Raw genomic sequence first — 18673 nt, forward strand, 5'->3', positions numbered from 1 at the left:
GCATGTACGATATTGATGCCTCCCGTATGGCAAGCCCCTTCTATGACGAAGGCCATCAGGAATGGCGCACCCAGTTGCGTCGCTTTGTCGACCGCGAGATTACTCCCTACATTACTGAATGGGACGAAGACGGCCAGCTACCCGCCGAGCTTTGGAAAAAAGCCGCAGAAGTTGGCCTTCTGCAGATGAGTTATCCGGAAAACTACGGCGGCATCGAAACCGATGTCTTCCATATGATTGTTGCCGCAGAGGAGTTAGCCCGCCCCGGCGCTGGTGGCCTCTACGCCAGCCTAATGGTCCACGGCATTGCCCTGCCCCCATTACTGCACTATGGCAGTGAGGCCCTAAAAGATCAGGTTATCCCCTCGGTATTACGCGGCGAAAAGCATATTTCCCTGGCAATTACCGAACCCGGCGCAGGCTCCGATGTAGCCAATCTCCAGTGCCGCGCAGAGCGTGATGGGGATGACTATATCGTTACCGGCGAAAAGACCTATATCACCGGCGGCATGCGCGCTAACTGGTTTACTACTGCCGTGCGCACAGGTGAAGAAGACTTCGGCGGTATCTCCCTGCTCTTAATCCCTGCGGATGCCGAAGGCGTTAGCCGGCAGCTACTCGATAAAAAGCAGGGCTGGTGGTGCTCTGATACGGCCAGTATCTTTTTTGATCAGGTGCGCGTGGCTGCGAGCAATCTAATTGGCGGTGAGAACCAAGGTTTCTTACCCATAGTGCACAACTTCAATCGCGAGCGCCTGGGCATTGCCGCCTCTTGTGTAGAATTCAGCCGGGTCTGTTTGCAGGATGCCATTGAGTGGGCCCAAGAGCGCCAAACTTTCGGAAAGCGCCTCGCCAATCACCAGGTGATTCGACACAAGTTTGCCCAGATGCTTCAACGCATCAATGCCACCCAAGCCTATCTGGACCTCTGTGCCTGGGCGGAGCAACAACATCAGCTCAAGGTGGCCGATATCGCTCTACTCAAAGTCCAAGCCACAGAAACCCTCGAGTTCTGCGCTCGGGAGGCGATGCAAGTGTTGGGTGGCGCAGGCTATATGCGCGGCAGCCGGATTGAGCGTATCTATCGTGAAGTGCGGGTGAATGCAATTGGTGGTGGATCTGAAGAAATTATGCGGGATCTGGCTTCCAGGCAGATGGGGATTTAATCATTCAAACAGGCCCTTGTTAAAACACATTATAAAAATTAATCTTTAATATCTGGATAGGGTCAGCATATAACTCCCTATCCAGCTGATAGTTTGTTTGTTGATATTTCTATTCATCCAATACTCAAGCTGATAACGGTAGCGTAATTGAATTCAAACTACTTTGCCCTCAAAAAGCTAGTTAAGGTTAGAAATCTTACAACTGAAAACTACAGTATGAGTCCGAACTTCTACGTTCTCTCAGTGGGTGATTTCTCAGTGAGTAATCTGGCAAGATCGTAACGCTAAATGCTCAGGTACAACCACTGGTATTTCCTAAACGCACTCTTAGTCTATTTCATTCTATGTCATGAAACTTTAATTTAAAGTTAAAATCTGGCATCGTTGCCCTCGCTCAATTACCGGCTGATTTATGCTGTAATTTAACTACTTTTCAGGGAAAAAAAGTGAATGTTATCTATACTTAGGTGATACGTCCCAATTTGTCGGCAGATAAACCCAATAGTTGAGCAAAGGGATAAGAAAGGAATTGATTTTTGAGTAAGCAATTATGGATCTGCAATTAAGGTTAGACCAGGCTATCGCCAACGGCAATGAGAGACTAGTGTTTCCTCACCCCGAATCTGATGATCTACTTATTAAGGTAATCAGCGATCGGTTTAGGAAAAGAATGGATCATAAGTATTCCATCTCTACCCGACTACGCCGACTAACCTACTATTGGCCATATATGAAAGAAGTCTCTGAACACATCTACCTACGCGAAGGTCAGGTTGAAAATACTCATTTTGTACAGGACTTTAAAGGCTTTGTAGACACCAATTTGGGGTTAGGCATCACCGTAAAAGCAGTGAAAAAGCACAATGGAGAACTTGCAGATACTCTAAGTGCGTTAATCAGCAGTAAACAATTCAATCAAGAGCATGCAGATAGACTTAATGATCTGTTTAAGTGGCTGGAGAGAACCTTCATCGTCGTTCGTGATTTAAGAACGGTCAATATAGTGTGGGATGAAATCAATGGCCATTTTGTCATCATTGATGGTATCGGTAGTCGCAGATTACCATCTCTGCGTTCTGTTTCTCGCCTCTATAACCAGAGAGCAAATCGCAGACGTATAACTAAGCTGTGTCAACGCCTTAAAAATGACCTAGAAAGCTTCGGGTACAACCTAAACCTTAATTTTTCTCAGACCTTACACTATTAGCCCCCCTTTCTGGGAGACATTTGAACCAAGCCATGCTGCTTCCATGTCAGCCTGATTTGAGCAGGCATAAATATAACCAATAATAATCTGATTTCTTTGGGAGTACTGGGCAAAAAGAAAAACAGGCAGTGATAGAAAGTTTCACTTGAGTACTAATTCTGCCCCATTAATTTACGGGGCAGAATTAGTATTTATCACGGTTAATTAACCGCGTTTCTTTTCTTTAATGAACCCCACAATCTTCTCACTAAGCCTGGGTAGAGGAAGACTACCATTCTTCAAGACAATTTCATGAAAATCCTTAATATCAAAATCCTCGCCCAGTTCGTTTCGCATTAGCTCCCTTAAGGCAAAGATTTCTAACGCGCCAGAGTCATAGGATGTTAATTGAGCAGGCATCACCGCCATTCGGTCCATCAATGAACTGGGATCTCTTGCGAAAGAGGCACCCGACTCTTTTAAAAATTTCGCAACTTGATCGTTACTCCAACCGAGCATGTGCATTCCAGTATCAGCCACCATTCCCCTTGCTGGCCACGCACGTCTTAAGATTTTAGTTGAACCATACTGATAAATGCCGGCCTCTTCAGCGAGGTGCTCTGCATATCTCCCCCACCCTTCAACAAAAGCACCGTTCATAAAAGTACTTTCAATCGGATGAAAACTATCCTGCTCTTGACTCAAAGCTATTTGCAGGTGATGCCCCGGATACCCCTCATGAATTGTCACAGTCTCAGCTGAGGCATAAGACTCATCTTTGAAAGTAGTTGGATCATAGGCAAACCTAGCAGAACGTACCTCACTGCCTGGTGTATAATGGGCGCTTCTGCCGGAGCCTTGCTCATGTTCAGGTATAGGCCTTACCTCCAACGCTATGGAAGGCATATCATAAAAATAATCCGCAGTAAGATTTTTAGATTTAGCTACTAGCGCCTCATAAAACTCATGCATTTCAGATGAGCTATTAAACTTCTGAGAATCATCAGCACTAGCCTTCTCAACCGCTTCTGAGAATGAGCTGGAATCATAAAGAATCGATCCCAAACTGACTATTTCGTTCTTATTTTCATTTACAGTGTTAAGACCCAGCTGGAAAACCTGTTCGGGCGTTCTCTTTAGACCGGTGTAAGCCCGATATTGAGCCATATAACATTCACGACCATTGGGGATGGCATGAATTCCCAGCTCCTCCCTTGCCTTCGGTAAATATTCAGATTTTAAAAAATCACTATAGCGCTCCATTGATGGAATCAATTCAACAGCTAAAACCTGCTTAAAATCAGCGGCAAACTTTGAATCATCTGTGCGCTCGGACAAGCTATTGAATGGATGGTTATCAATCGGTATCTGAGTTAATCCGTCAATTTGTTTAATTACACGGTTTACCACACTTTTCGGAGCGGAATAGCCCTGCTTGAGACCATTCTTGAGATTAATAATCTCCTGATCGTAGTAATTGGCGGCACTACGCCAACGCTCAATTGCATCAGCTTTATTTTGGGCCGTCTCAACTGGCTGAAACTCACTGATGAGACTCAACCTAATATGGGGACCAAACATATGATTGACTGACCACAATTCAGACTTACAGATTCTCAATCCGACATTCGCCTCCAATTGCTCCTTGAGCTTAAAATAAAAAGCACGCTCTTGATCATTCTTCAGACTACCTGGATCTATAGCCGCCAACCTCTCCAGCAATTCATCTTCGAAATTAATTAAAGCGGATAAATTATTAGGTGTGTTATTAAGAAATAGATTATGTCTTTCCGGCTCCAGATTTAAAAAGTAAGCATCTGTCTGATAGTTCTTTAAGTAGATATCATGATATTGATCAGCAATATCATGAAGCTGCTGAGCACTAATCATAGTAGAATTTGAGCTTAGCTGAGTCTTATCACTATTTACAGAGCACCCAAATAAAGCCGAGCTTAAGGCCAGTAAACCTATAGCTATATCTTTCTTATACATCATTCTTAAACACCAAAACGTAAAAATTAAACCCAGCAGAAAAAGCCGTCATTAACTATCAGGAATGACACACTTTAACTAAAGTAGGCACTCTAACAAAGAAAATTTCAATACGTAATGACTATAATGTCGACGAATTGACGTTATTTTTCGGTAAAAAATTTAGATAGTACTATAGTTTAGTATCGTAACTACCCCATATATATTAAAGCCATAACCAGAGCATATAACTAGCCGCATAGGGAGCTTTCAATTAGTCAGCAGATGAAACCCGGATAATATGTCCATCTGGATCTTTTACCAAGAAAGTTCTTCCGAACACATCTGTATATAATTCTTTGTGTATGCTTATAAAAGAACTATCCATCCATTGTAAATAGAGCTCTTCAACCTCATCATCCGTTTTTAGGTTAATACCAATTTCAGTATATCTTGGAGATTCTTTATCAGGTACTTCACCGCCGGACCATATTGCAAAATCAGCCTCACCATCAACTTTGAAGACGACATATCTGGGGGAAACAAAGTAAGGTTCTAGATTAAATAGCTGTTTATAATATCCAGTTGAAACTTGAATATCTGAGACATAAATAAGCTGTAGATTTGGTTTGTAGAATTTTGCCACGTTTAAGTTTCCCGTATTTTATTTGTCTATCAGCAACTTAGGAAGTAAAGAAGATAATCAGTATAGAGAAAAGTATCGCAATGGAGTGTAGTGAATCTCCTCGAACACCATCGATCTAATGGATGAAAAAATCGAGATGGTACACTTTCTTGTTTTCATCATACTGCCAAATGCGACACTTGAAAACTCAAGTTATCAGTCAAGCACTAGCCTGTAAAGCCCTCAACTATTATTCAGAAATCAGCCGATGTCTATAGATTTAGCCTAGCTCTCAATCGTACAACAATCAGACTGAGCTATCCCTCGACTCACTGCACTCTTCTTAACCACTGCGACTAAACTATTTTTACTGAATCCAGTTATTATCATTAACATTTCATCTATATTGTCTGGGCAGCTAAAAAAAGCGCCAATATAAATATCAGAAAACTCCCTTTTTATAAAAATCTATGGACTAGGAATCAGCGATTATTTTCGGGATAAATATTTCTATATTCAGCTAGGAATAGCGAGATCTAAAATAGAACAGAGACCATGAAAATTGAGCAAATTGCTCAAAATTATAGCCTCCATTCCAATTAATTATCTTTACTGACCTGCTACTTTTGAAAGATAAAATTGATAGGCACGGTTAGCAATTTTGCGCCCAATCGCCTGACCCGCTGGAACAGAAGGCTCAAAATGCACACCACCCCAAACTCGACTATTACCACAATCCTCCTCAAAAGAAGTCCAAGTAGGGAAATACAAATACAAATCATTTTGTGGTGTTATACCAGGCTCAATTTGTGAACTGCCAGCAAGCGCTGGTACCGTATAGCCCAATACATCCCCTTCAGGTAAAAAGAGTCTGCTTGTTTCTGCATGTGCTGCACAAAAGCTAGCAGAAGCAGATGGGTATTCTGGATGGTCAGCCACAGGCAGATAGCTAGTCCACTGGCTAGCAGGTAAATCATTCACGGTTCCTTTTCCTACTCCACCCCAAGCAGTAACGGGTTCATCTTTATAAATAAAGCGGACGGCGGAAAATGGTCTCACGGAGTTATGTCGACGCTTCTCTTTCCAAATTGCAATTGCTGTATCAAAGGCGGCCATATTGGTGAGGAAATCATAGTGAATGAAATCCATCAATGATAAGCCTTGGGATTCCGATGCAAATACCGCAGCAAAGCCTAAGCTGAATATCTTCATATCAAATAACTCAGCTTTCATCTTCTGCTCATCTGTTAAGTTGGCAGATGTATTTAGCACGTCATTTACTTGCGCCACATAACTTGGATAATTCCAAATTTTGGATTTCAGAGGTACTGGTGAACTAAATTCGTCCGGAGACTCATAACTATATGGTGTTGTTAAGGCGATTTGAGGGGTAACGAACTGCTGAACCCGGTATACACCAGGGCGCTCCATCAGAACTGCTGGCTGCCACTTCGAAGGAAAACGTAATTTGTATGCAGTATTTGCTGGTTTGAAATCAGTGTAATCGGCATAAGGTAAACGATGATATAACTGGCCACCCTCGTTACCCAGTTGATTCATACCGTCATTTGCACGCCCTTCCAGAACCTTTCTGCCTGCGTAGTTTCCTATACCAATCGGTGTAGTTGTGTCTTCTGACAAGTCATAAGGATCTAAACCCATTTCAACCAACATGCTATCCCATTCAGGGGTTAGATGTGGAAACAGTCCACTTAATACTTTATGAGATGCATAAGAAAGCGCAACATTTAACTCTCTGTTGTCTTCCGGCTCCGGCATTCGCGCGATATCAGAATATACCCCTTTCGCGGTAGGGTGATAAGGTGCTGTGGCATCATACCAAGAGTTAGTGATCAACGTCGTAAAACGAAGTACTAATGTAGCATCATTGGCAGCGGGCGATACTTCAAAAATTGCACAAGCTGCCGATGGGATTATATTCTGCACTGCGGCATTGCAACTTTCCAAGTCCATAGAACTACACTTTGGTGGCAATGGCACATTTGTAAGCTGCGGACAGGTAAGAGCTTGTGTCTGCCAGCTTACCGAGACCAACAACGCCCCTAAAACACTCTTTAAAGCACGCTTATAAGTTTTATTTATTAACATTGGTTTTCCTTTTTACCTGACTAATGCGCCTAAAAGACAACTCCATACATTAAGCGCTTTTAATAAATACAACGCATCAAAAATTCAATGATCAACTCAACTTTCTCTACCCTCCCTTCTTTCCCATATAAATTGTAAGACGGTTAAATATGTCGAGAACCACTCCATATGGACATACTATGACACTCTATGAGGAGTGACTTAATTTACTTAATTGCACGCCGTTACAAAAAAGGAGCACAGCACCATTATTATAAAATCCCTAGGAACCTGAAATTATCGACAAACTCTCAAAAAACAAATTTTAAATTATTAAAATGAAAGGTAATTTACAACGGCATTACTTTACATAAAAACAAAGGTAATACGCCACTCAAAACAAATAATTACCGCTAAATTATCTGTTATCTATTACTAACTAGTACATATTTGCTCAAGTATAAAATCATCCACTAACACCAAGGATAAAGAAAGCAAACCACAAGCTTTAGAGATAAGTCCCGTAGCAGCTGTTAAAAAAAAGTAGATATAATTTAACTAACCAATCAATCAACAAATTGACTATTATCAGAACGGTATGTATTAATTAGGCTTTCGGGTCATCATTGAATTTATATCGAGATCTCGATAATGTTACAGATCTAGCGAGCAAGTGATATATCAATCATTTATGATCACAATAATTTCCCTGGCCCTGGATTTCTAGGTGAAGGATTAAAGCTGACTTTTAACTCTATAGTTCTGTATCAAAGACACTCATAGCCTTTCCCCAGAAAAATATTAGGCTTAATATGAATTACCATCTAGATGGTGCGATATTATCTTATACCAGACGGCCTATCCCAGAACCAATCAAAATCAACAGACTACTTTTTCGCTAACATCCAGTCTGCTTCTGATGCGTATTTAATTTAATGTTAGTTTTTGCGAGCACCGACAACAAAAAGTATGCTGAAGATTGAACAACCAAACTGTCCTCCAATATCCATCTATCTTTCGCTACTTTGTTTAGCCCTACTTGATAAACGGCTCCATGACTGACTCAAGCCTAGCAAGTAGGTTAGGCCTAAGGTAAAACACAATGCTGAACTAACAAGCCAAAAAGTTAATGAGTTATCTGGAAAAGCCGGCATTATAAAGTAAAAACCAAGTGCCCTCGCAAGTAACACCAAAGATATAAGGGTAAGACCTGTACGTAACAATGGAAGCCTGAGAATATGGCCAGCCCCGGAAAAAGCATACGCAGACCAAACTAGCAAAACACTCACAATAATACCTGTAACTTTTGTAGGATAAGAATATCCAGCTTCAGCCATTTGAGCCATTGCCTATCCGGCACCTAAAAATCGATACCATCCCGCACCAAACAGAATACAACCAACATGCAACCCGGCAACGATCAGAGTAAGCATTCCCGCCAATTCCAAATAATTAAGCCTACCAGTCATAGTTGATTCCTTAGAAAGAGCTAGCCCAGCGCTTGCATAAAGCTAGGGCAACCTCTGGGAGCCCTATAGGGTCGGAGTAATAAGGATCAGGATGCTAACACTTCTTATTTGAACAAACCATTTCGATAGCCTGTACCGGCGTACCATTGTATTCAGCAATGAACTCTTTAGTTGTTTCAAATACAACCTTTTGATAAAACTTGATTGCAGGCCAATTAGGTTTTGCAACGAACAACTTAGCTTGGCCATTGATCTTTGCTAGCAGGAACTCAAGTATAGACTTCCCTACCCCTCCCCCTCTGGCACTCGGGCATACAAACAGAGCTCGAATTTCTTGCTGGAACATTGCGCCAAAGCCAAGAATTGTTTCATCTTCGTAGACGTAAATATCTGACTCCCTTAGCGCTGACAGCCTCTTCGCATCTTTATCCAACGGTAGAAATTCAAATTCCACAGCTTCAAATCTAAGCTCATCTAGCTTAGAGAGTGTAGATTTCCAAGATTCTTGGAAAGTCTGTAGCAATGAACGTTCGAATAATCCTGAATGCTAAATCTTCTAGTGACTATCAACATTGATTTTTGAACAATGTCATTTCAACTTAATTTTATACGTTGTAAATTTACTGCCATATATTTCAGATTCACAAATATCCTCAGCAATTTTTTCCAAGAATTTATAAATAGGACGAGTGTGATGGAAGTTGACTAATACCTCATCATATTAAGCTCCCGCGCCCACCTCATTAGATCTTGGAACACTACTCTACCTACACCCCAAAACTGGTCATCAATGACAATCGCGATCTCATACTTTCCACATTCTTGTTGAATCCCACACCAACCAGCTAATTCATCATCAACAATAATGGCTCTAACTCTACAACCTGCCTCTTTATCTACCTCTATTTTTGAATGCATCCATTCTGTTACTGTTTTAAGTGTAAATATCTCATGCTCAATCAGATGCTTTCTTGTCTTATGGCCATTTAATATAGGCAGAAATTTGTGCGGATTAACCTCGCTAAATTTTAGATATTCGATAGCCTTCATAGTATTTTCATCTTTATTATTCGCAATGGTGTATAAACCCCCATTGCCAGCACACCCCTTGTGTAGTTTCAAATGTATGGAGTTACTGACATATTTCAAAAAAAACTCCGCTGACAAGACTTGCCAAGTCATCAGGGGCCAGCTCTATTTCAAGCCCCCTGCGGCCCGCACTAATATAAATCATAGCGTTATTTCTAGCCGAAGAGTCAATGATGGTTTTAAGTCGCCTTTTTTGACCTAATGGGCTAACACCTCCCAATACATAACCAGTTGATCTTTCTACATCTGATTTAGTTGCCATTGTGGCTTTCTTAGCGCCAGCATATTTTGCAAAGAGCTTCATGCTGAGCATTGATGAAACAGGTATTACCCCGACGGCCAGCTCTTTGTTTTCCAGGCTAACAACTAGTGTTTTGAAGACCCTAGACTCGGGCACCCCTAATTTTTCAGCAGCCTCCAATCCGTATGATTCACTCGATGAATCATGCGTGTATTCATGTACTTTATGAGAGATTTTAGCCTTCTTGGCCATAGAAATTGCTGGTGTCATTTTACTCCTGAGCCTCTAATATCCGTAACTGGGGCGACAGGCAAGTAGCATTACTTTCACATTGAAAACCAAAGGTCTGTACAACCTATTACTGTTTATGCCTTGTCATACCTTATCCATTAGTCACCATAACAGATTACAGCTCTCAAACGAATGGAGAAATCTAAAGAACCCTGATCAATTAGTTTTGGGATAAAATTTTTACGGCAGAGAAGGTTTTCATAGATACCAAAGGAACCCCCCGCTAAGTTTCTTTCCTAATCTTTTAGATTCAGCCCTTACATTGCCTGAAATTTCATACAGCCCAATACTGAAAATTCGCACTAGGCATTCACTTTGCAGCACATAAGCGAAATAAAGCTGCGATTAATAATCTTGTATTAAGAGGACTGATTGATGCGTGGTATCGCCCAACGTACAACCCCTGCAATCCATAGAAACCCTATAAGGCCTCCTAAATAGACATTCATAGTTCCCCCCGGGGCTATAAAGCCTTTGTAACCGAATACAGTAATGGTCTCAATTGCCTGCTCTACAAAGAAAATGATACTGAGCCATGTAAGCCAACGCGGGATCTCAACATTTTTATCAAATCCTACAACAAGAAAAGCTACCGCCATCGCAGTTGTTGACCCATTCACCAAAGGTCCCCAATAAGAAGATATGTCAAAGAGTGTGCGAGCTACTGCTGGCTGTAATCCTTCAGGATGCAGTGCCAATCCTGCCCATAGCCAAGCCTGTACCTGAGCTGTGATAGCAAACCCTAGTACACCTGCCAGAAAGATATACCTACTCGGCTTTGGTAACAAAGCTGAAACCTGCCCACCAAAGATAACGAGGCCAAGAGAAAAGAAAGCGGCTGTCCAAGCATAAAATCGAGCATTCGATCCATTATTTAAAAACCAATGGACTATTTGCTCACCACTAGAATCGATAGTTGGATACGAGCTGCCTAATGCGACAAAACCGGCCACATAAAATGCGCCAGTAATCAATATATTTATCAGTAAAATCTTTGACGGTTTTATGCTCATATAGGGCAGCCCCTTATGAAACGTGAAACATCACCATTTATAGACCTCTGTATCAGAAATGATAACCACCCAGCCTAATAGAGATGTAATGACAGTCGCTTTAGCCGTCTATATTGTACTCCTGCGGCCTCTTAGCCAGATATAGGTTGCACCACTTCGCCTATTAGTAGAATTCATATGGGCTCAGCTTACAAGAGGCGACTTAGCCTGGTTTTTTGCTCTCCATACCACCCTTTCTAATCGAATTAGATAAGCGCGTCTGTAGACAGCATAAGCGCCCCAAACTACACCTATTGAAATGACACAGAAGATAATATAAAAGCTTGATAACGCTTGTGATCTTACCAAAAAACTAACGGCAGTAAGCATACATAAAGCTGCCATACCAGCCACTTTCATTTTTCCGGTAATCACTGCGTAACCTCTATAAACAGAAGAGTGATATAGCCCGCAAACCACAGAAAAGACGGCACATAAAATCAGCACCTCAATATCGGCATCAGGATATGAAAAAGCAATGAACAGAAGAAGCCCCCCTAATACCGATGTTATCTTATCTCCTCTATAGCCAGCTTCCTCCCAAAAAATATTGTAGATATGATTGGGATCTCTATCCGACTCCGTTAAACTCTTTACCCACACTGGAATCAACAATAAGACCGCAAACAAACAGAGAGCAAAGATACCAAATGTAATTATTTCTAATAAAATATCAATCATGATCTTCCTTATACACAGTAAATCAAATGCCCACAACTGTGAACTAGAGAAAGAGTATGAGCTATCGAGTACCGAAAAAACTTATTGATTTTTCAGCAGGATTCAAAATAAAGCCTGCACTCTAGTGAATAACTACTGTCTTCCGAGTCTTCACTAATATAACTGTAACCAGAACCTCGCCCCGATAGTTTAACTATAAACTGCTGAAAGCTAGCAAAGGCATCACCACTCCCCTATACTTTTAAAATATTCCTGCCACTCCAATCATATAGTGAAAAGCAACTCTTTTGTTTCACCCCAATTAATTTCAACTGAAACGCCTGACACTAACAAAACCATTACTGGTTTATTTAAACTAATTGACGCCGAAAGATGCCACTTTGCGCTAGCGAACCTCAAATATGTATATTTTTTTAGGCTCGCCGTCTAATGGGATCCACACCTCTTTAACGCCCTTAAAGTCCAAAACCAAATCATCCTCCTCCAAAACTCTCTGACCGTAGAGGAATCTATCCGAGTAAACGCCTCCACAGTTGTAGTAGTTTGGGGGTTCTTTTTTAGGAATATTTACTGTGAATTCGCTGCTTTCTGGCTTACTAACTTCTATTTCATACTCTTTGAGTGCAGCTTCCAAAATATAATTCTTGCCTTCAAAATTTAAGATGCTAGGCAGCGCAAGCTCTTTCTTATCCTGACCCTGAGAAGCACAGCCAAATAAAGCTAACAATATAAGACCAATTAAAATCCGATTAATTTAACCCCCATTTAAAACCCACGCAATGAAATTACATCTAAAAACTAAAAAAATAACCCGCCTTGTTAAAACTTGGTATTACCACCATCTTTCTTTCGGAGCTCTACTAGCTCCTTCAATTTTATTGATATCTCTTCACTTCTTCCCGTGAAATACTCCATCAACTTTAAATTATCTTTATGCCAGACTTCCATATGCGCTCCTGCTGCTTTGGAAATCGCCTCACTTATACTGTCCAACTTTTTAAACACAGGCCGTCGATGAATTTCTCTTAACTCCACCAACTCTTCAATAGTGAGCAATGAAACAACATCATCAACTAATATTTTTTCAAAACCCTTGGAATCAAACTTTAATACTTTTGAAGCAATCACATCCATGTATAGCTGCTCTTGCATAGCAATAATTTCCGGTGGTGCTTCACTGGACTCATAGAAAGGCTCATATAACTCTATAAAGGCCTCTCTTTTCTCATCAAAGCGCTCTTTGAGAGTAGCAAATTCTTTCTTGGTAGCTTCATTAATATATATTTCACGAGCCAAATCCTCACTTGTTTGAGAAAAGACAATCCCCGGTATAAGCAAGCAGATTGACAATAAGCCTTTAATAACTCTATTCATTTAACTGTTGACCTAGGATCTTCTTTATATGTCTTGCAGCGACCAAACCCAAACAATATACTCAATGCAGGCACCTTTATGTCAATCTTTTCTACATCTCTAACCTGCTTAAACATCAGACATAGATCTTCAGCAAATGAAAGCTATTGACGATAGAGTCACCTGACAGACAGATAGCACCGGCTCTATAGATATCCACTTTCTTTACTTTTGATAAAGCTGCCAATTTCATTAAAAATCAATGAGTTAGCCCACTTCCAAATGCTGCAAACAGACGAAGCTGGTTTTGGCTTTAGATACCTTGAGCGGGATTAGGCTAAAAAGCAGGCTAGATGTCAACTTATAAACATATCTAAGCTGGCGTTTACAATTGATAGCAGATGAGTTAACTGGGATATATTTTCACAAATATGAGATTTAATAAAAAATTAATTCAAGTGGCGATTTAGACTGGCTTTAGAGGAAAGGCTTCACCTAATCTCAACGAGCAGATTTCTGCTCGCTGAGTACTTATAAATACTTTAGCAGAATGAGTCACTTGTCAGTTTTTGAGTTCAAAAAGTACGACCCAAAATACGCTTAGCTGCATCTAGGACGAAATCTTTATAGTCCGCTTCCACCTGCGCCATCTCCAACTCATACTGGAATTGTTCTTTGCGCGGGAGTGCTTTCCATTCTTTTAGAATTGGAATATGGCTGGTTTTTTCTGCAATGGTGTAGAAAGCGACAAACTCTTCTCGCACACTATCTTCCACCTGAAGCGCATCCAGAAGTACGCGGATGCGAATGGAAGCTTCAGTAAGCCCTACTCCATCATCCAGTAGCGAACGCGCAATAATCTGAATGCTATCGTTCACTCTTTGGCGCTGCTCTTGTGCGGCCTGCTCCAATTCAGCTAGTTGTTCGGCCTGTTTTTTCTGCGCAGTTGAAAACTTGCGCAGATAGTAGCCGGCAATAACGGCGAGGGTGAAGATGATTGTAGCCGCAATAGCCAGCATAGAAATCAAAAGAACACTCATTCAAAAAACACCTTTAACAAAATCAACCCAAAACTCGCGGTTAAGATAGAAAGTAAAGTACTTAACCCAATTATATTTGCTGCCATAGAACTATTTCCGTCCATACCCTGCGCAGCTATAAAGCAAACTGATGAACTTGGCACAGCTGCCAATAAAAATAGAACGCCCAACTCGTGATGCTCCAGACGAAACAACCATCCTAGAGCAACTAGTACTACTGGTACCAGTGTTAACTTTATCATTACAGCCCCCATCGCTGAGGAGGAACTATTACGAAGCTGATCAAAATCAAAACTTGCCCCAATACACAGCAAAGCTAACGGCAAAGTAATTGACCCTATTTCACTTCCAGCTTCTATTACCACTTCAGGAAATTCAACCCCTATCTCTCGCAGTAGAAGAGCTGACATCACTGAGGTAATTAAAGGATTTTTCCCAACCTCCTTAAGTAATAATTTCCAGCTAAAATGCCTACTTTTGCTATAGTAAGTCAAAATTATTACTGAAGCTGCGTTATAAACAACACTAACAAAAGCTATTAATAGCTCCGCCTGAGCCAATCCGGTTATTCCGTATGCACTTTCAACCCAAGCCAAACCAACAATTACCATATTTCCTCTAAAAGAGGAGTGAATGAAGGTGCTACGATCATCTCGCTTGACAGGAAGTGAAAAGAACCAGGCTATGGGGATTGTAATCAAAGTACCTAGTACACCTACGACTAGAAACAATGATTCTTCTTCAAGCCCTGCATCTGACATATAAATATTAAAAAAAAGTAGCGTAGGCAATGTCACTCGAAAAATAAATCGAGATATTTCTTCAACGAATCTTTTTTCCAAAATTCTAAAGTGAGAAAACAAGAATCCAGCAAACATAGTCAGAAAAGTTGGAACAATCACTGAAAGCGCAAAAGTGAGTACCTCCATGCTACCCCCATTTTTAGTGAATTTTTTTACATCAGATATACACCTTAAGCAGAGCCAGCCCGATGCTGGCAGATACAACAGAAAGCAAAGTGCTGAGACCCACAATATTGGCCGCTAGCTGACTGTTTCCACCCATGGAGTGGGCCATAACAAATGCCGATATCGCACAGGGCGAACCTGTAATTAGCATCAGGTAGCCGAGATACTGTGGGCTTAGTCCCATGCCCCAGCCAATGGCTACAGAGAGTGCGGGTACAGCCACCAGTTTTAAGAGTGAGGACATCAGGGCTGTTGGGGAGCTGCGCAACAGGTGGCCAAACTTCATGCTGGCGCCTATGCAGATCAACCCCATAGGCAGACTGGCAGAGGCCAAGATTTTGATCGTATCGAGCACGACTTCCGGTAGCTGGATATGCGCTACACGAAAAAGAATGGCGAGCAGTACGGCAATAATCAGCGGATTCTTACCCAGCTCAGCCAGTAACATACCCAGGCCAAACTTCTTATCCTTATCGTAAAAAACGAAAAGGATCACCGCGAAAACATTGAACTGAATCGTAAGTGCAGCCACCAATACCGCGGAGTCTGAAACACCAGAAGCGCCGAAGGCTTTATCCACCCAGGCAAGGCCTACGATAGCCACGTTACCTCGGAAGGCGCCCTGAATAAATGCGCTTCGATCTTTCACTGCAATTGGCTTGGCCAATAACCAGGAAAGCGGCAATACGGCGAAAGTCCCCAAAACCGCCGCGGTTATCAGGGGGATTTCTTTGGAAGGTTGCGCGCTGGAGCTATAGATACTGTTAAACAGCAGCGCCGGCAGCATTACGTTGAAAACCAATGCAGTGGCATCATTTATAAACGGCTGATGCAGCATGCCCTGCCGCGTGAGCAGATAGCCGCCGACGATCATTAAAAAGATCGGACCGGTAACCAGTAGGGCAAAAGCCAGGTTTTCCATCGTAAGTTATTCGTCCAGCGCCATTTCAGCCTGGGGAAGTGCCTTGAGCGCGGACTCTTCCGCTTTCTCGCGCAAGTCTGCGGAAATTTGCTTGCGGGTCTTGGCGCCGAGCTTACGCAGGCTATCGATACGTTTCACCGCATTACCGCGGCCGCTCGCCAATCGCTTATAAGTCTGCTGGTAAGCGTCATCGGCCTGTCGTAGGCGGTCACCCAGAGCATCCAGTGACTCCAGTACCATAGCAAACTGGTCATGCAGCTTGCCGGCCTCGTCGGCGATTTTTTCCGCGTTCTTGTTTTGTTTCTCGTAGCGCCAGATATTCTCGACGGTGCGCAGAGTCGCCATCAGGCTGGTGGGGCTTACAAGGACAATCTGCTTCTCGTACGCGAAGCGGAACAGGTCCGGGTCTGCCTGCATAGCAAGCATATAGGCAGCTTCGATGGGCACGAAAATAAAGACAAAGTCCAGGGTGCGCACACCTTCCAGCTGCTCGTAGGCTTTTTTATTGAGGCCGGTGATATGGGCGCGCAGGGAGTTCACATGCTGTTTCAGTGCCTGGGTGCGCTCCTCGTCGGTCTCTGCCGAGCTATAGCGCTCGTAATCCACCAGGGAGACCTTGGAATCGATAATCAGGTCTTTGTTTTCCGGCAGGCGCACGATCACATCTGGCTGACGCCTACGGCCATCACTGGTGAGAGTTACCTGGGTTTCGTATTCACGGCCCTTTTGCAGGCCGGATTCTTCCAGCAACCGCTCCAGTACCACTTCCCCCCAGTTACCTTGGATCTTGCGGTCTCCTTTCAGGGCCGAAGTCAGGTTCAGGGCTTCATCGCTGATGCGTTGGGTCTGCTCGCGCAGGGCTTTGATCTGCCCGAGTAGGCTATTGCGCTCGGCATTTTCACGATCGTAGACATGCTCTACCCGTTTACGGAAGTCCCCCAGCTGGCGCTCCAGAGGGTCGAGGCTCTTGCGCAAGCTGTCTTCACTGCGGCGCACGAAGCTCTGTTGCTTCTCCTCGAAAATCCGGTTGGCCAGATTCTCGAACTGCTCCCCCATGGCAACACGCATTTGCTCCATCAGCTTGCGCTGCTCCGCCAGGGCCTGCTCTCCCTTTTCAACCAGCACTTGGCTACGAGTCAGCTGCTGTAATTTTGCCGCCAGCTCACTACGCAAAGAATCCACCTCTTCACTCAACTGAGATTCCCGCTCGCGGCTGTTGTCCAGGCGTGCCTGTATCACCTGCTGCGCTGCTAATGCTTCTTGCTGAGCCGTTTGCGCTTGCAGGATGCGGCGGCGCCCAGCAGAACGGCCAACCCAAAAGGCAAAACCCAGCAAAACCAACAAGGCGACAGCCGCCAATAGCGCATGATCGACATTTAGTTGCAGCGGGAACGCTGGCATATAGAGGTACTCCCAGACCCGGAATAGAAGTGTGAAGCAGGCTTCTGCTCAGACCGAGCGCCCGCAATCGACATACCCACTACTAGCCGTGGGCGAGGCGGCCATTCTAACAGCTTGGCCAGGGAAAGTACTCTTAACCCCAATGCGGCCCATTGAGATCCGTGGCGCAGCAGTAACTTACAAAGGGTTTTAGGGTATTCTTGGAGGATTGGTTTCGATGTTGGTACTCCTGAACGCATGCACAAACACAGCGCCCACCCAGACAGCCCAGCCCCCAGCGCCCTGATCTTTGATTCTGGCGTGGGCGCCATCAGCATTGCGCGGGAAATCCGCCGCCTGATGCCTGGCCTGACCTTGCATCTGGGTGTGGACAACGGCTTTTACCCCTACGGCAATAAAAGCGAAGAGGAGCTGCGCCCCCGGATCGTCCAGCAGGCCCTGGCCATGATGGAGCGTTGCGAAGCCGATATTCTAGTGGTGGGCTGCAATACCGCCAGCACCCTGGCCCTGCCCCAGCTGCGTGAATCTTTAAATAAGCCCGTGGTGGGTGTTGTGCCCGCAGTCAAACCCGCCGCAGCCGCCAGTCGCACACGCACTATCGCCCTGATTGCCACCGAAGGCACCGTCAATCGCCGCTACACCCGCGAACTGATCGAGCAATTTGCCAATGGCAACCGGGTGATTAATGTGCCCGCACCAGAACTGGTGCATCTGGCGGAAAGCAAACTGCGCGGCGAACCCATTACCGCCGAGGATTTGGAGCCGGTCTTGCACCGCGTCTTCCACACCGCCGGCGGCGACCAAGTGGATATTGCCGTATTGGCCTGCACCCACTTTCCCCTGCTGCGTGAAGAGCTGGATCAGTTCGCCCCACGTTCCATCCAATGGCTGGATTCCGGCGAAGCCATCGCCCGGCGCGTGCGCTGGTGGCTGGAAGAACTCAACCTGGTACTGCCAGATGCCCCAGGCACCGGCCGCCTGATTACCAGCAGCGTTGACCATACCGGCAATATCGAACTCGCCTTCCGCGAATTCGCCCCGATTGCCGAACCTCTCGCGTCGAGCCCCTAGGGCCGCCAAAAACAAGGTTGACAGCTCCGTCACAAACCGCGACCGTTCCCCGAATAACA

At 43.8% G+C, this 18673-nt stretch carries 18 protein-coding genes; 3 read left to right on the forward strand and 15 right to left on the reverse strand.

The window, feature by feature from the left end; all coding sequences use genetic code 11:
- Positions 1-2: 2 nt before the first annotated feature.
- Positions 3-1166 (forward strand): acyl-CoA dehydrogenase family protein, encoded by a 1164-nt coding sequence (locus ACJJID_RS08515; protein WP_444922337.1) that lies wholly within the window; start codon positions 3-5, stop codon positions 1164-1166.
- Between the two features lie 550 nt (positions 1167-1716).
- Positions 1717-2373 (forward strand): YrbL family protein, encoded by a 657-nt coding sequence (locus ACJJID_RS08520; protein ID WP_444922338.1) that lies wholly within the window; start codon positions 1717-1719, stop codon positions 2371-2373.
- 204 nt (positions 2374-2577) lie between these two features.
- Here ACJJID_RS08520 and ACJJID_RS08525 read toward each other — a convergent pair whose 3' ends face one another.
- The 15 genes from ACJJID_RS08525 to ACJJID_RS08595 all read right to left on the reverse strand — a co-directional run bounded on the left by ACJJID_RS08525 (position 2578) and on the right by ACJJID_RS08595 (position 17543).
- Positions 2578-4347: a DUF885 domain-containing protein gene (locus ACJJID_RS08525; RefSeq protein WP_444922339.1), complete on the reverse strand. Its 1770-nt coding sequence runs from the start codon at positions 4345-4347 to the stop codon at positions 2578-2580.
- A gap of 250 nt (positions 4348-4597) precedes the next feature.
- Entirely contained in the window at positions 4598-4969 is a 372-nt protein-coding gene (locus ACJJID_RS08530) for a VOC family protein (protein WP_444922340.1), read from the reverse strand.
- A 588-nt stretch (positions 4970-5557) separates the two neighbouring features.
- Entirely contained in the window at positions 5558-7057 is a 1500-nt protein-coding gene (locus ACJJID_RS08535; RefSeq protein ID WP_444922341.1) for a vanadium-dependent haloperoxidase, read from the reverse strand.
- Between the two features lie 989 nt (positions 7058-8046).
- Positions 8047-8382, reverse strand: a complete 336-nt coding sequence (locus ACJJID_RS08540; RefSeq protein WP_444922342.1) for a hypothetical protein — start codon at positions 8380-8382, stop codon at positions 8047-8049.
- A 217-nt stretch (positions 8383-8599) separates the two neighbouring features.
- The gene (locus ACJJID_RS08545) at positions 8600-8959 is read right to left on the reverse strand and encodes a GNAT family N-acetyltransferase (protein WP_444922343.1); all 360 of its coding nucleotides are present in this window, start codon (positions 8957-8959) and stop codon (positions 8600-8602) included.
- 251 nt (positions 8960-9210) lie between these two features.
- Positions 9211-9654, reverse strand: a complete 444-nt coding sequence (locus tag ACJJID_RS08550) for an N-acetyltransferase (protein ID WP_444922344.1) — start codon at positions 9652-9654, stop codon at positions 9211-9213.
- Positions 9638-10105: a Cys-tRNA(Pro) deacylase gene (gene ybaK / locus ACJJID_RS08555; RefSeq protein WP_444922345.1), complete on the reverse strand. Its 468-nt coding sequence runs from the start codon at positions 10103-10105 to the stop codon at positions 9638-9640. Before ybaK ends, ACJJID_RS08550 begins: the two co-directional genes overlap by 17 nt.
- A 380-nt stretch (positions 10106-10485) precedes the next feature.
- On the reverse strand, positions 10486-11139 hold the full coding sequence (locus ACJJID_RS08560) for a hypothetical protein (protein WP_444922346.1): 654 nt from the start codon (positions 11137-11139) through the stop codon (positions 10486-10488).
- Positions 11140-11322: 183 nt separating this feature from the next.
- Positions 11323-11859 (reverse strand): hypothetical protein, encoded by a 537-nt coding sequence (locus ACJJID_RS08565; RefSeq protein WP_444922347.1) that lies wholly within the window; start codon positions 11857-11859, stop codon positions 11323-11325.
- Between the two features lie 385 nt (positions 11860-12244).
- The gene (locus ACJJID_RS08570; RefSeq protein WP_444922348.1) at positions 12245-12586 is read right to left on the reverse strand and encodes a hypothetical protein; all 342 of its coding nucleotides are present in this window, start codon (positions 12584-12586) and stop codon (positions 12245-12247) included.
- 92 nt (positions 12587-12678) lie between these two features.
- Complete coding sequence (locus ACJJID_RS08575) at positions 12679-13233, reverse strand: hypothetical protein (RefSeq protein WP_444922349.1); 555 nt, start codon at positions 13231-13233, stop codon at positions 12679-12681.
- A gap of 554 nt (positions 13234-13787) precedes the next feature.
- Positions 13788-14252 carry a DUF2489 domain-containing protein gene (locus ACJJID_RS08580; RefSeq protein WP_444922350.1) on the reverse strand — a complete coding sequence of 155 codons (465 nt, stop codon included), beginning with the start codon at positions 14250-14252 and terminating at the stop codon, positions 13788-13790.
- The gene (locus ACJJID_RS08585; RefSeq protein ID WP_444922351.1) at positions 14249-15181 is read right to left on the reverse strand and encodes an AEC family transporter; all 933 of its coding nucleotides are present in this window, start codon (positions 15179-15181) and stop codon (positions 14249-14251) included. The genes ACJJID_RS08580 and ACJJID_RS08585 overlap by 4 nt, the downstream gene beginning before the upstream one ends.
- A 31-nt stretch (positions 15182-15212) precedes the next feature.
- Entirely contained in the window at positions 15213-16142 is a 930-nt protein-coding gene (locus tag ACJJID_RS08590) for an AEC family transporter (RefSeq protein ID WP_444922352.1), read from the reverse strand.
- Positions 16143-16148: 6 nt separating this feature from the next.
- The gene (locus ACJJID_RS08595; RefSeq protein WP_444922353.1) at positions 16149-17543 is read right to left on the reverse strand and encodes a DNA recombination protein RmuC; all 1395 of its coding nucleotides are present in this window, start codon (positions 17541-17543) and stop codon (positions 16149-16151) included.
- A gap of 237 nt (positions 17544-17780) precedes the next feature.
- Between ACJJID_RS08595 and murI the strand changes: the two genes are divergently transcribed.
- A complete protein-coding gene (murI, locus tag ACJJID_RS08600; protein WP_444922354.1) occupies positions 17781-18614 on the forward strand; it encodes a glutamate racemase in 834 nt (277 codons plus the stop codon).
- The last annotated feature ends 59 nt before the right edge of the window (positions 18615-18673 follow it).

It is taken from the genome of Microbulbifer sp. CnH-101-G, assembly GCF_052466775.1.

Bases quoted from the DNA above. Each gene is read 5' to 3' on its own strand.
- ACJJID_RS08565 (WP_444922347.1), bottom strand. From the start codon at position 11,859: ATGATTGATATTTTATTAGAAATAATTACATTTGGTATCTTTGCTCTC.
- ACJJID_RS08595 (WP_444922353.1), bottom strand. From the start codon at position 17,543: ATGCCAGCGTTCCCGCTGCAACTAAATGTCGATCATGCGCTATTGGCG.
- ACJJID_RS08580 (WP_444922350.1), bottom strand. From the start codon at position 14,252: ATGAGTGTTCTTTTGATTTCTATGCTGGCTATTGCGGCTACAATCATC.
- ACJJID_RS08560 (WP_444922346.1), bottom strand. From the start codon at position 11,139: ATGAGCATAAAACCGTCAAAGATTTTACTGATAAATATATTGATTACT.
- ACJJID_RS08515 (WP_444922337.1), top strand. From the start codon at position 3: ATGTACGATATTGATGCCTCCCGTATGGCAAGCCCCTTCTATGACGAA.
- murI (WP_444922354.1), top strand. From the start codon at position 17,781: ATGCACAAACACAGCGCCCACCCAGACAGCCCAGCCCCCAGCGCCCTG.
- ACJJID_RS08540 (WP_444922342.1), bottom strand. From the start codon at position 8,382: ATGGCTCAAATGGCTGAAGCTGGATATTCTTATCCTACAAAAGTTACA.
- ACJJID_RS08590 (WP_444922352.1), bottom strand. From the start codon at position 16,142: ATGGAAAACCTGGCTTTTGCCCTACTGGTTACCGGTCCGATCTTTTTA.
- ybaK (WP_444922345.1), bottom strand. From the start codon at position 10,105: ATGACACCAGCAATTTCTATGGCCAAGAAGGCTAAAATCTCTCATAAA.
- ACJJID_RS08585 (WP_444922351.1), bottom strand. From the start codon at position 15,181: ATGGAGGTACTCACTTTTGCGCTTTCAGTGATTGTTCCAACTTTTCTG.
- ACJJID_RS08525 (WP_444922339.1), bottom strand. From the start codon at position 4,347: ATGATGTATAAGAAAGATATAGCTATAGGTTTACTGGCCTTAAGCTCG.
- ACJJID_RS08575 (WP_444922349.1), bottom strand. From the start codon at position 13,233: ATGAATAGAGTTATTAAAGGCTTATTGTCAATCTGCTTGCTTATACCG.
- ACJJID_RS08520 (WP_444922338.1), top strand. From the start codon at position 1,717: ATGGATCTGCAATTAAGGTTAGACCAGGCTATCGCCAACGGCAATGAG.
- ACJJID_RS08535 (WP_444922341.1), bottom strand. From the start codon at position 7,057: ATGTTAATAAATAAAACTTATAAGCGTGCTTTAAAGAGTGTTTTAGGG.